The sequence below is a fragment of the Bradyrhizobium sp. Kon10 genome, assembly GCF_055807395.1.
The window spans coordinates 98,262-110,038 of record NZ_JBVVOZ010000008.1; the positions used below are offsets into that span (position 1 = coordinate 98,262).

13 protein-coding genes are annotated in these 11,777 nt (G+C 54.2%); 3 read left to right on the forward strand and 10 right to left on the reverse strand.

The window, feature by feature from the left end; translation table 11 throughout:
* Positions 1 to 98: 98 nt before the first annotated feature.
* From AC0L2O_RS14040 to AC0L2O_RS14050, 3 genes are all read right to left on the reverse strand, one after another.
* Entirely contained in the window at positions 99 to 1,013 is a 915-nt protein-coding gene (locus AC0L2O_RS14040; RefSeq protein ID WP_473370130.1) for a dienelactone hydrolase family protein, read from the reverse strand.
* Between the two features lie 67 nt (positions 1,014 to 1,080).
* Entirely contained in the window at positions 1,081 to 2,100 is a 1,020-nt protein-coding gene (locus AC0L2O_RS14045; protein ID WP_473370131.1) for a J domain-containing protein, read from the reverse strand.
* A 311-nt stretch (positions 2,101 to 2,411) separates the two neighbouring features.
* On the reverse strand, positions 2,412 to 2,534 hold the full coding sequence (locus AC0L2O_RS14050) for a hypothetical protein (RefSeq protein WP_473370132.1): 123 nt from the start codon (positions 2,532 to 2,534) through the stop codon (positions 2,412 to 2,414).
* 135 nt (positions 2,535 to 2,669) lie between these two features.
* Here AC0L2O_RS14050 and AC0L2O_RS14055 point away from each other — a divergent pair, with 135 nt between their 5' ends.
* Entirely contained in the window at positions 2,670 to 2,915 is a 246-nt protein-coding gene (locus tag AC0L2O_RS14055) for a helix-turn-helix domain-containing protein (RefSeq protein WP_473370133.1), read from the forward strand.
* Positions 2,916 to 2,923: 8 nt separating this feature from the next.
* On the opposite strand, the gene AC0L2O_RS14060 is transcribed toward AC0L2O_RS14055, so the two are convergent.
* From AC0L2O_RS14060 to AC0L2O_RS14075, 4 genes are all read right to left on the reverse strand, one after another.
* Positions 2,924 to 3,253 (reverse strand): DUF3768 domain-containing protein, encoded by a 330-nt coding sequence (locus tag AC0L2O_RS14060; protein ID WP_473370134.1) that lies wholly within the window; start codon positions 3,251 to 3,253, stop codon positions 2,924 to 2,926.
* Between the two features lie 118 nt (positions 3,254 to 3,371).
* A complete protein-coding gene (locus tag AC0L2O_RS14065; protein ID WP_473370135.1) occupies positions 3,372 to 3,992 on the reverse strand; it encodes a hypothetical protein in 621 nt (206 codons plus the stop codon).
* Positions 3,993 to 4,210: 218 nt separating this feature from the next.
* Positions 4,211 to 5,236 (reverse strand): hypothetical protein, encoded by a 1,026-nt coding sequence (locus AC0L2O_RS14070; protein WP_473370136.1) that lies wholly within the window; start codon positions 5,234 to 5,236, stop codon positions 4,211 to 4,213.
* A 35-nt stretch (positions 5,237 to 5,271) separates the two neighbouring features.
* Positions 5,272 to 5,847 (reverse strand): tyrosine-type recombinase/integrase, encoded by a 576-nt coding sequence (locus tag AC0L2O_RS14075; protein WP_473370137.1) that lies wholly within the window; start codon positions 5,845 to 5,847, stop codon positions 5,272 to 5,274.
* A 435-nt stretch (positions 5,848 to 6,282) separates the two neighbouring features.
* Between AC0L2O_RS14075 and AC0L2O_RS14080 the strand changes: the two genes are divergently transcribed.
* Positions 6,283 to 6,831, forward strand: coding sequence for a YfbU family protein (locus AC0L2O_RS14080; protein ID WP_473370138.1), 549 nt, complete (start codon positions 6,283 to 6,285; stop codon positions 6,829 to 6,831).
* A gap of 18 nt (positions 6,832 to 6,849) precedes the next feature.
* Entirely contained in the window at positions 6,850 to 7,587 is a 738-nt protein-coding gene (locus AC0L2O_RS14085) for a hypothetical protein (protein ID WP_473370139.1), read from the forward strand.
* A 22-nt stretch (positions 7,588 to 7,609) separates the two neighbouring features.
* Here the strand turns inward: AC0L2O_RS14085 and AC0L2O_RS14090 are convergent, their stop codons facing one another.
* The 3 genes from AC0L2O_RS14090 to AC0L2O_RS14100 all read right to left on the reverse strand — a co-directional run bounded on the left by AC0L2O_RS14090 (position 7,610) and on the right by AC0L2O_RS14100 (position 11,764).
* The gene (locus tag AC0L2O_RS14090) at positions 7,610 to 8,683 is read right to left on the reverse strand and encodes a hypothetical protein (RefSeq protein WP_473370140.1); all 1,074 of its coding nucleotides are present in this window, start codon (positions 8,681 to 8,683) and stop codon (positions 7,610 to 7,612) included.
* A 758-nt stretch (positions 8,684 to 9,441) separates the two neighbouring features.
* Positions 9,442 to 10,335, reverse strand: coding sequence for a hypothetical protein (locus AC0L2O_RS14095; protein ID WP_473370141.1), 894 nt, complete (start codon positions 10,333 to 10,335; stop codon positions 9,442 to 9,444).
* Positions 10,336 to 10,567: 232 nt separating this feature from the next.
* Complete coding sequence (locus AC0L2O_RS14100) at positions 10,568 to 11,764, reverse strand: DUF3644 domain-containing protein (protein ID WP_473370142.1); 1,197 nt, start codon at positions 11,762 to 11,764, stop codon at positions 10,568 to 10,570.
* Between the last annotated feature and the right edge of the window lie 13 nt (positions 11,765 to 11,777).

Below are 11,777 nucleotides of genomic sequence, written 5' to 3' on the forward strand. Positions count from 1 at the left end.
GCGCGCGGCATTCTGTTGGGGTCTAGAGCGGGGGCATAGACTTGCTCGAACCCCGCCGGTTCCGATTTTTGGCCCATGAAAACTCGTGGAAGAAGTAATTATCGGAGATCGACGCCTTTGGCGAACTTCTTCGTCTTGATCGCGGCGGTGATAGTTTGCATCATATCCCTCTCGGCCACTGGATTGTAGGTCAGTGCCCAGCCATGATCACCAACATGCGACGGCACGTCGAGCACGAACCCGTGGTTGGCACCTTGGTAGTCGATCATTTGCACCGGAACTGATCGTTTCTTGTTTGTCAGTTCTCGACACCACTCTGGATTATTTGCATCGTCCTTATCGCCCATAAAGATCACAATCGGGCCAGTATAAAGGGCGGAATGCTGCAAGGACGGACTACAGCCTGGAGCAACTGCGAATGCCGCCGCAAAATGGTGCGGGTGATCAGACTCTTGTGTCGTCATCGACACCAGCGCCGTCGTGCCCCCGTTACTGTAGCCCATGATGTAGACTTCGTTGGCTTTTGCCAGCTTCTTATCGATCAGATAGTCGAACGCTGAGAAGGCATCATCAGCGCGACGCCTGCCCCAGTGCAAGTCCGATAAGCCGCAACTTTCATTTACATAACGGGTGGTGAAGCTGTCGAGCACCAGCGCGCCAAAGCCTCCCTTGTTGAGCGCGTCGGCAACGCGAGCCGTCCACTCTTTCTCTGTCGTGGTCATGCCATCACAACCATGCATGACGATCACGAACGGCACCGGACCTTTCGCGTCCTTTGGCGAATAGATGAATGCGTTCAACTCGCCGTCCTTCTGCACTTCGCCGAACTCCTGCGGCGTGCCGTTCTTGAAGCTCTTGCTGAAGCCGCTGTCGTAGGGATTGTCCTTAGTCCAGTGCTTTGCAGAGTTGTGCGCGTAGTCGCCCTTCCACGTGATCTTGACTTCGACCGGCTTGGTCTCCGCCAGTGCCGCCGTGGAGAACAGAAAAATGAATGCGGTAAACAGAATGCGCATTTGCGACCTCGAATCCTGACAGGTTGAATGAATTTTGGCTGGCAGAACGACTGCTGAAAACGCCGCCCTATGTCCGCAGAGACAGCCCTTCTTCTCGTGCCGCATTCAGTTTTTGAGTCTCCACCTTGGCGAGAAGCTGCAGCTTCTCTCCCAAACCTGACACCCGATCAGGGTGATATTGTTTAATCATTTCCCGATATGCTTTGGTGATCTCATCATGACTTGCTTCGGGTGACACGCCCAAGACGCCATACCAAGATTCTTCCACTTCGTATTCTTCCTCCGGAAAGCCCTCGTTGTCGGAGGAGTCGTATTCTTCTTCGGAGGCCGTCTCACGCGGCGACCCTTCTATCTGCTTATCTTCAGCCCGCTCGCGAACTCTCTTTGCGTCCTTATATTCGTTGATCGTTGCCTGCGCTCGCTCGGCGAAGGACTCTGGCGGATGAAGAACGCGGTAAACGCCTGCCGCCCAACCCGCTGTCGCGCCAATTGCTATCCCCGGATGAAGCAAGTCCGGCGCAGGATTCCAAGCGAACGCGAAGAACTTGATAACGCTCGGAAAGGCCATGCCGATGAGTTCGGCGGCGATCCAGACGCCAACGAAAACAATCACTGCAATCTTCCAGCCAGCTCGCTTCGCCGCGTTCCCAGCCTGCTTTTGAGACCAAGCGAGCAAAGCCTTTCGCCACTGCCTGACTAGCTCCATCTCGGAAAACGCGATTTCGTCAATTTCGGCCGTGATCCGATTAGACTCGGCGCGCCAATATTCGAGCTGTTCATTCAATTCTCGGCCGCGTATGGATCGTTCTTCGAAGCGGTCCAAGTTGTCGGACCATCGAATACCGCAGTCAGAATAGCGAACCTCATCGTACCGTTCTTTGGCCTCGCGCTTTTCAGCACGCAATTTTGCCAGTTGTGGGTGCGACGACGGATCAATGACAAGTTGTGGCTCCGCATCGGTCAGTATGGGTATCAGTAGCCATAATACGAAAAATGGGAGCGTGTAGAGCAAGATCGCAAGTGCATACGGCACAGCAAGGATAATGGCCACGACCGCCAGAATTAAAAGCAGCAGTGTCTCGTCCATTACTTGCTCCCGAGAGCAAGACAGAGAATGAGGACAAAGCCGTAGAACGCCGCGCTGTAGTAGTAGGTCATCAACGGGCTGCGGGCAGTTCGGGTGTCAGAAACAACCCGACGAAAACCTCTGCCCGGAAACATATACTGAAGCCATTGTATGATGACGCCGGGCAGAAGCAGCCATTTCCACGGCCTGTCGAAGGTCGTGCCTGAGAGGTTTGCCCCACGCCAGATTGGATCGCTCATCTTTCCCACCGTGTTGTTGAGATGGGATTCGCGTGAGGCCGCTTCCCCAGTAAGGGCATGGGATATGTCCTCTTATTTCTTTTTCTTGCGGACGCTCTGATAGGGCTTCACGTGAACGACTTTAGCCCCGCCAAGCTTGTTCTTGATCTTCCGTGTACTAGGTTTGGTGTTCACCAGCTTGAATCCCTTGGCCACCGGTTTCTCCTTTCGCCATAGCGTTGGTGCTCGAAACCGGGCTTAGGGCCGCGATCTCAGCACACAAAATATCTGGTTTTTAGATAATCTGTAAATCGGATTATTTGATCGACCCTCTCATTTGAGCGGTCGAGCATGTCCCGGACACTCCGGTCTTCAAGACATCAAGCCCTGAAGGACTTCTTGGTTGAAAAACGGAAGCAGGCAGGGCTGACTCAGGCCGAGGTCGCGAAGAAGCTCCGTCGATATCAGTCCTTCGTTGCAACCGTCGAAGGAGGGCAAAGAAAGATAGACGTAGTCGAGCTTCTAGCCTTTGCTGAAGCAATCGGGTTCGACCCTCGCGAAGCGATCAAGCGACTCTCTGCGATCAAGCCCGACTGATTTCGCAATCAATACTCTTCAGCCAGCATCAGGGTGATCACGCGCTCGGTAACAGCGGGATCGGCTGGATCAGGCGACTGGAGGTTTAGGTCCTTGTCGAAATAGTCAATCTTGAAGAACACGCCGACCCCTTCGTACTTGAACGCTCCGAAATCGTGTTCACCGTGCGGGTCATTGGCGGTACAAAAATCGTCGAAAGTCGCGATGGTCTGAATCAGGCGGTGGACAGCTTCGGAGCCTAGGGCTGCGATGCCGGGCGTCATAACGGCCATGCCACCCGTTAGGTGCCGTCGAAGTTGGTCGTTGAGCATACGTATGCGATCCGTGTCCGTGGACATGGTTGGGTCTCCTTTGGATGTGTGGAATGTGTTTGGATTGCTTCCCGACGGCTGTGGCCGGGGCTTCTAGGAAGAGCGGCTCGGGCCGCAGCCCGAGCCAGTTGTCGGGCCGCCAGAATCAGGCGGGGCCGGGGTTGACCAACGCGACCGTGTTGATGTGCCTGATGAACTTCGGCAGCTTGGGGGCGTCGCGATATCGCAAAGTCAGAATTTCTGCGTCCCTCGCGATAACCACGGCTTCCCACCAGCCATCATCGGGCGACTCATGGGCCAGAACCATGTGGCCGACGCCTATTTCTTCCCAACTGCGCGGTAAGCCGGACGTTACCGGCGAAGTACATCTTACCTCCGCGGTCGCGGCGTCCGTTTTCCCGTTCGTCTGAGCGTTGTCGCAAGCCTGCCCTGGAGCGTCTGGTTTTTCGGCAGCAGGCTCTTCTTGTGCAAGCGGACCTGCCGCTTCCAGTATCTTGTCGTAGAGCTCACGCCTGATGTTCGGGACGAACAGCTTTACGACCTTGCCGCTGCCGTAGACTCGTCCCACCGGCAGCTTCATGCCCAACGCTGACACCGCTTCCGGTTGGTCGATCAGTACCCGGCAATTCATGTCCATGGCCGCCGACACGATGCTGTCCTTTAGCTCGGCGAACCGAGCGCCGCGCGGCTTGCCATTAACGTCGAGTCCTAGGACGTAGACCTGATCAACCTTTGCCGGTGCGGCCTTCCCAGTTTTCTTGCCCATCTACTAGCTCCCAGAAATGCAGAAGGGAGCCGACAAGGCTCCCTCAATCTGCGATTGAATAGTGATTTTAGTCCAAGAAGTACTCAGGGTAATTCAGGTAATCCCGGAAGTATCTCCAAGTCTAAAATCAGCTAAAGTCGTGAATCGACCTTGCCTGCACAGTATATGCTAATAAATGGTCAAGAACAAGCACCTTAATATATGGTAACTACATGAAATTACATCGATTTTAGCGGTTTTCGACCGCAGATTCGAAACAGTTGGCAGTAGCTGAGTTGGCAAGGCTTTTGGTCGTCAATCCGATTAGCGTTGCACACGTCTAAGCGGTCCGCTGCACATAATGACCAGACGGCATGCTGGACGAAACGCGGGAAGATTTTCGGAAAATTCGGATTGAAGCTGCGTGCATCAATTCGCTCTGCGGCACCTCGGATGATCTCGGCACAGCCGCCTTCGGCGTAGCACCCGCGGCCGTAGTGATGGGGAATGCCGCAAGCTTCCATTATGCCCGTCCGAAACAGGTGATTATGGACAAGCCGGTCCACAACCACCATGGCCTTTCCAGTTTCGAACCAGATGGGTCGTTGGTCGCGCGCGCCTATCATAAGCCATGACAGGGCGTTGGTCAGAACCTTGTCGGCGACGCCAAAAATGCCTCGGAGGGGACCAATTAAGGCTTCCTGCCTCGCAGTTTCGAGATCGGCGTTCGCGGATCCTCTGGCCGCCTCCAATTGGGTATCAATCCATCCGACGAGATCACCACCAGCGATGTCTCTGACGAAGAGGAAGAATGACGCCGCTGTCTGATTCAGCCTCCCGTTGCGCAGGCGTGCCCGAGGTACTGGACAGGCATCGATGTGGTCGGGCTCGGCGCAGGTGAAGCTGCCCTTGTCGTACCGGCAGCCCTCATAGTGCCAGTAAGTTTGGAGCTTTGGGCACGAAGGGCACGCTTGGACGCTCGCCTCCATTTTGGCCCAGGACGCGCTACCATGCTTTTCCATGTAGCTTCGGGCCGCTTGATCCGAGACGCCCTGAAAGCTGAACGCCGTCAGGAGCCAATCAAAAATGGGCGATGTTTCACCCGACGCGACAGCTTGATCGAGGCCCGCGCGGCGAAACTCGTCATCGATCTCATCGAGTAGCGACAGTGATCCAGCGAACGTGCAGACGGCGCGAATGAAAGCATCGGCGTGATTGTGTACTTCACGAAGCTTTGTAAAGGGGGCAGTCGGCTTTGCCGCCACCTGTCGGGGCAGTCGTAAATTGGACGAACGCGGTCCTAGATCAGAGATATCAAAGCCCTCTGTGCATCCGTGTCGCCATCGATGTAGCCTTGCGTGGTCTGGATCGAGCGATGTCCAGCGAGCAATTGAACATCCCGCAAGGAACCACCAGCTTTGTGCACTAGGCGAGCGGCGCGGGTGATAAACGTTCTGCGGCCCGAATGCGACGAGCAGCCTTTCAAATCCAGCGTCTTGAACGCGCGGTGAAACCAGACCACGATACTCAGCGGCGTCATTGCGCCGCCTTGCTGTGACCGAATGACCGGCCCTTGATTTACGCCTAGCTGCCTTACTGCGGCGAGCGTTTCTCGTAGGTCGGCGTGCAGCGGAATCGACCTCCCGCTGCCCTTCTTTGCGATTTTGTCTTGAAGCTCGATGGTGCTGCCGACTTCGCCGCTCGGGTCGAGCACCATTTCCCAGGTCAATTTGGCTATTTCTGCTGCGCGAAGGCCAGCCTTTACCGAGAGCAGTACGATCAGGCGGTTGCGGTGCGGATGCCGAGAGCGCTCGGCGAAAAAGAGGAGATCGTCGATATGATCGGTCGAAAGCGTCTTGGCTTGCTTGCCTGCCATGTCACTCAGAATGAATATCTGCCGATTCTAGAGTGATTTCTTCAACGCGCAACCGGAAATTTCACGCGTCGATTATCGGTAAGCTTTCTATGAAAAGCTTATCGTATGCTGCCGATTCATCTGCCTGAGCAGAAGAGCCTTTCTCTCGACCCTGTTTACTTAGTCAGAGAGCGCGCCGACACCGCGACTTCGCGAGAATGTCCGGCGTATAGCTGCCACCCAAGCCGACCACGCGAGGCGGGGAGTGTGGGCGGGAAGCTACGTTGCGCCTTGGCTTTATCGCGCGTGCGTCCGAAACGGCGGAAGGCCGGAGGGTTGTTCAGATGATGCCAGCTCTCAGCCCGAATAATTTCTCTGGTCCTGCGGCAACTTCGCTCTATCCGGTTGAATCGTGGATCAATACACTTGGGCGTTGATTTGCCCTGGGGGGATTCGATGAAACTGACTGATGGCGAGAAGCTCATAATTCTGATGCTGGCTGACATGTATAAAGCGCAGAAGATCAAAGGTGACTTCGACCCGAACTTCGTTTCCGCAACGATTCACAATGACCAACTGTGGGGTTTCAATTGGGAATACACCGGCATTCCTTTTGCCCCCTTCGAGACGCCGAAAGATGTCAGGGAGACAGGGGACATTCTCGACATGTGGATGTTCATCGAGGAAGGATATGAAAAGCTTTCTCCTGCCGAGAAAGCTAGAGTGGAAAAAGAAGCAGAGCCGTTTGGGAAGCACGTCAAGTTTCGTGGATTCGACGGCAATAACGAACCTCACTGTGGGATTGCGTGTTACCTCATAGATGATTTGAAGCGCTTTAGTCACTTCAAGGGACGCGACATGAACGCACACATGCCGTCCGTAGAGACGTATCGTAGAATGTATTCGACCTTTGAATCGATGCGGGCCTCACTGCACTCAAGTTCATTAAGCGCTGATCAGATAATCCAGATTCTTAAGGAGATGTTGCACCCCGAACGACGATAAGAAGGCCGAGGACCGTCAATGGAATTGCTATCAACCTTCTTCGCGTTCGTCGGCTACTTAGTTGTCGGAGTCGGCGCGGTCGGCGCATTTGTCTGGTGGCTGTTTCGCACGTTCAGTGAGAAATGGTTGAATGCAAAATTCGAGGAGCGCCTCGCAGCGTACAAGCACGAACAACAGAAGGAGCTTGAACACCTGAAGTTCTCAATCAACGCCCAAATGGATCGCGCTACCAAGCTGCATCAAAAGGAGTTCGAGGCGCTCCCGGAGGCTTGGGCTCGTCTGATGGATGCTCACGGAATCACGATCAGCTTAGTCTCTCGCTACCAGTCCCATCCTGACCTAAGCCGGATGCGACCTGACCAGCTCGAAGACTTCCTTGTGCACAGCAAGTTGGCTGAGTGGCAGCGTCAGCTTGTGAGGGACGCGGAGGACAAAACGAATGCGTACCGAAACCAAATTGAGCCCTTCAAGATAGCGCGGGCAAGGAAGGCAAGCCGCAAGTTCTATTTGTATTTTCGCAAGAATGGCATTTTTATTCGCGATTCCATCAAGCAAAAGTTCGATGCGCTGGATCAGTTGATGCTTTCGGCTCTCTCGGAACATGAGATGAATTTTCAACATCAGACCCGCGAGTTCAAATCCATTGATCGTCTCGCGTCGGAAGGTGAGAAGATGGTGAAAGAATTAGAGGGCGAGGTGCAGAAGAGGTTGTGGGACTCAACGCGTCAGGAAGTGACCAGCTCAAGCACGGGGTAAGCTTGACCGTCGGCAGCTATGCTTATGGAGGTTCAAATCGGGCGCGGAGACCAGTGATAATTTCTTCGTTGTGTCTTTCCCATTCGTCCGGCGTCATTGGTTTCCATGACGCGGCTAACGCCTCTGCCTCACCTACCTGTTGCGGCGTTACTTGTTTTGCGATCCTGTCCCTGTAGTGTTTTGCTTCCTTGATCCCCTGCGCTGCCGCGAGAGTGAGCCAGAAATAGGAGCGGAACAGGTCCTTAAGTATGGTGCCACCGCCTACTGCATGGGCTTTACCGATAGCGAATTGTCCGCGCGCGTCACCAAGAAACGCGTTTTCCTCGTCGATTCCAAATTGTTCGAATCGTTTCTCTTCGCGATCAGCGTCATCGACGCGCTTCTTAAAATCTCTGTCCTTGATCTTTTCAGCCATCGATTGAGTGACATTTTCCAGCTCATCAAGCAGGCGTTCGGCCTCCGCGACGAGGCCAGTTACGCCTAGGATCAGTCTGAACGCCGATGCGATTTGGTCATTTCGGTCCGAGAATCTGATTTCTTTAGTTTCGGTTTCTATGTCAGCGAATGCGTCAAGCATTCCTTCCGTGTTGGGGTGGCATCTCGACGACATCAACTCGTAGGCCCTGCTTGCCCAAGGATGCTGCTTGGACATTCGGTTGATAAAGGTGAGGATGTTTGTGGCCTCCCACTCGGGATTCCGTGCCAGTTTTGTCGGGCTTTTGGTCGCCGCTAACCGTCGTTCTGTGACAGCATTAAATTCGGTGAGCGTTCCCGTCTCTGCGTCGTCAATTGCCCGCCTGTAGTCCCACAAGAATGCAAAGGTTTCGAAGAGCGCTCGGGCTGTCAAAAAGCTGCACAGCACATTTCCCGTATTCCAATTCACAATGGTGCCGCTTGCTGTTGCGACGATTCGGTACAAGATCACTTGGCGCAACACGGGATCGAGCGTGCCCGTGAACGGAAAGCGGTCCTTACGGCGCTGAGTTAGCCGGTCTAGCGTATCGTGGATCGTGTTGAGGCATGCGTTCTCCTCGGTGGTCAGCTCTATGCCGAGCGTGAGGAATCGCAGAGCCACTTGAGGTGATGCGTCGGACATTGGGTCCCCTCGACCGACTCACGATTTCGATATTGGAAGGCGAGCCTGGGGCCGAAGTATAGCAGGAACGCACCGTGGGGAGGGGCCACGCGCCTCCCGGTTCGGAGAAGTCCGATTAGGCGGCTCGGTAAGTCTTTGAAAACAAAGGCACGAATTGGGTGGGGGACCGTTCGATTCGCTCCGCCGACTCGAACCCCCGACGGGGCTCAAATGATGAGCTGAAAGGACTATGGGACCGCCAAGGACACTGCACTGTCGAGCAAGCTTGCGGCTTCGGTAAGGTTTCCACCAAAAGCTTATCATCCAAAAGCACGCCAGGGCTAAACCTATCGCGCCGCGCGGCATGTTCTTTTTCGTCATGCCGCGCGGTGCAGCAGCAGCTATCGTCGGTGGCCCAGTCCTATGCCCAGGTGCAACGCCTTCTGGCGGAGGGCTCCCACCGAGCGCTTAGTGAGCTTTGATATTTTGGCGACTGGCGTTCGCGCCTTTGAATGATCTTTGAGTTCTCTTAGATCGGCTTTCGTCCATTCGCGGCGCTTGCCCGTCTTCCTAGCGGCCCTAGCTTTCTTCAAGTCAATGCTCCTGTTGATCATGAAGGCCGGTTGTTAGTGGCTGGCACTCACCGGTTCGACAGAAATATATCCGGCAATGCCATCACGGCTATCGTGTCGAGCCAAACGCAGCACTGCATTCGGTCTCATTCGGATCGGGTGGCCCCATACAACAAGCCCGTCGCGTCAACAGTCCGCCTTTCCCGCTCAACGTTTGGTGCTGCTGCTGGGAATTTCGGTCCCCTGCGAGAGATTAACTGCCCAACTTTGATAATATTTCAGCAAAGCTTGTGAACGTACAATGCAACTTCTTTCCAATTCAAATATCTGGGCTAAGGGCGCGGCGGCTAACTCAAAAAACCACGCCGCAGCTTCGACGGTTTTCGGATTGTTCGACAAGACGACCTCACCAACGACTTCACTGACACGTTTTCTTGTCGCAATGACGAGGGAGTTAGAACCAAAGTTCGGGTGCACCATCTCCGAAAGCAAATTGTACATCTCAGTAGCCTTCAACTGAGATTGTTGGTCAAGGGCCTCGATACAGTCGCAGATGTGTGTTTTCCTCATCTCGGTGTGCTCGCCAACCAACTCAACTATATCGACGCGTGGCAGCTCATATCTTTCTGCGGTCTGCTGGAACCAACCCTTCCAGTCAAAGTCCGAGCCTTGAACGGCCTTAGCCACTCTCTTTATTAGTTCAAGCTGGGAAGCGACAACCTTCCGATTCCAGCCTTCCGGTGGAAGCTTTCCTTTCCGAATCCGCGGGGCCTCCTGCTCAAATAGCAGAATTGTCTTCGAGTGGCTGGCTTCAATCCGCAACAAGAAAAAATGGAAATGAGCCATCTCTTCAAACATCGCGCGAGCACAAGAGAAGGCGAGAAGAAAATTGCCTTCATTCATCGCATATTGGTACCCATCCAAGGATGCCTTGAACTTGTAGCCATGCTGAAAGGCCCAGAACCCAAGAAGCGACTCACACGCATGCGTAAGCCCGACAAGCCCATCATCGAAAACCTCTTTAAGCTTGTCTGGCGTAATCCTATATATTTCATACAAAATCGATCTGGCCGGAAGTGAATCGAAAAACTCTTTGGTCATGGACAACTGCTGAGAGTAGTTTTCCAAGTCTCTCTCACGGCTGGGCAAGAGGTATCTTCGGAGCTGGGACTGCTGAACAAAAAGCCACTCAGGTAGGAATTGGATTGAGGCTGGTTCAGTCAAAGCAATCCTCCATAGGCGCTTCATTTGAAATGGGGGATGGTTAAATCCAAAGTGGTTCGTTTAGACACGCTGTTAGATGCTTTATGAGGTTGTCAGGCATTCGCCAGCATCAACTTTTCGCCCCGTGTGGCTTTGGACGTGTCCATCCCTCCGCCAACTTCTCAATCACCTTCTGGAGCCAGTTCTCGTACCAGTACCAAGTCTTAGCGACCTGAACGCCATAGCCTTTGCTTGGTTTCCGCGCCTCGAGTTGTTGCGCCAAGTGGGTATGATCGCGCATGTTGAACGCGGAATAGCCAGCGGCCTTGATCTTCGCAACGATTTCAGAAGGAAGAAGTTTTGGCCGTTCCACCTCCTTGAGCAGTACCCGTTCAACGGCATCGGCTTCTGGTGTGCCCGGCTTAATAAACTCGATGGCAATATCTGCTTTGGAAGCCTTGCCCGACACCTTTGGCACAAACGCCACGCGATAGCGGAATTTAGGGTCTTTCTGCTCGTCGTCTGTTAGCCCATTGTGGAAATTATCCATCGCGGTGGCGATGTTGGCGGGCAGGTCTGCGCCCACCAAACCGGCCCGCTGCGCACCATCAAACGTCACGAATTGTAGGGCAATCGGCAGTCGCTTTTCGAGCGCAAACTCCTTGCCGAACAGCTTCTTGATCGCATCGGTGAAATTGATGCAGCACGCCTGAAGTTTGGCGCTCAGGGCGTCGTCTATCCTGTTAGTGGAGCGGTGTTCTATCTCGTGCCGGATTTCGGTAAGAAACTTCAGATTGTTGACCACGCCCTTGTCGAGCGGACATTTGCCGTGCGCAAGGCACTGTCCTAATTCCCAAAATTTTTCGGCTCCGCTTGGCGTTTTTTCTACAGTGCCGCTCTTCTTATATCGGTAGTCGATGCCCTCACGCCTGTAGTAAGCGTGCAGCAGATAAGTCCAGGCGATGATGCTCGTGACGATGAAAAGCTCGGCCCTGAAATGAAGCCCCGCGCTGTTAAAGGTATGGACAGCCGCGATCATCGCCTCGCGCGCTTTGACAAGAAGCTCATCCCCTTGCAGATGCAGGCCCGTGGCAGGGTCGATATTGGGCCAAGCCTCTAGGAACGCATCAAGCTCTGCGTCCGATGCAGGCTTGATGGTCTTGTGCTTGGTTCCATCCCGTATCTCGGAAATGCGCGCGTGATTGATCGACCGCGTGGGTCTTGAAAAATAGGCTTGAATGTCCTGCGGCACATACTTCTGCGCGAGCATCGCCTTGACGACGGCGACTTCCCATTTTTCCAAAGTATTGCCCGGTCGTCGCGCCATGATTGCCGGACAG

What these genes read in the sequence shown, in the direction of transcription:
- AC0L2O_RS14040 (WP_473370130.1), bottom strand. Translation starts at nt 1,013, where the DNA reads ATGCGCATTCTGTTTACCGCATTCATTTTTCTGTTCTCCACGGCGGCA.
- AC0L2O_RS14045 (WP_473370131.1), bottom strand. Translation starts at nt 2,100, where the DNA reads ATGGACGAGACACTGCTGCTTTTAATTCTGGCGGTCGTGGCCATTATC.
- AC0L2O_RS14055 (WP_473370133.1), top strand. Translation starts at nt 2,670, where the DNA reads ATGTCCCGGACACTCCGGTCTTCAAGACATCAAGCCCTGAAGGACTTC.
- AC0L2O_RS14060 (WP_473370134.1), bottom strand. Translation starts at nt 3,253, where the DNA reads ATGTCCACGGACACGGATCGCATACGTATGCTCAACGACCAACTTCGA.
- AC0L2O_RS14065 (WP_473370135.1), bottom strand. Translation starts at nt 3,992, where the DNA reads ATGGGCAAGAAAACTGGGAAGGCCGCACCGGCAAAGGTTGATCAGGTC.
- AC0L2O_RS14075 (WP_473370137.1), bottom strand. Translation starts at nt 5,847, where the DNA reads ATGGCAGGCAAGCAAGCCAAGACGCTTTCGACCGATCATATCGACGAT.
- AC0L2O_RS14080 (WP_473370138.1), top strand. Translation starts at nt 6,283, where the DNA reads ATGAAACTGACTGATGGCGAGAAGCTCATAATTCTGATGCTGGCTGAC.
- AC0L2O_RS14085 (WP_473370139.1), top strand. Translation starts at nt 6,850, where the DNA reads ATGGAATTGCTATCAACCTTCTTCGCGTTCGTCGGCTACTTAGTTGTC.
- AC0L2O_RS14090 (WP_473370140.1), bottom strand. Translation starts at nt 8,683, where the DNA reads ATGTCCGACGCATCACCTCAAGTGGCTCTGCGATTCCTCACGCTCGGC.
- AC0L2O_RS14095 (WP_473370141.1), bottom strand. Translation starts at nt 10,335, where the DNA reads ATGACCAAAGAGTTTTTCGATTCACTTCCGGCCAGATCGATTTTGTAT.
- AC0L2O_RS14100 (WP_473370142.1), bottom strand. Translation starts at nt 11,764, where the DNA reads ATGGCGCGACGACCGGGCAATACTTTGGAAAAATGGGAAGTCGCCGTC.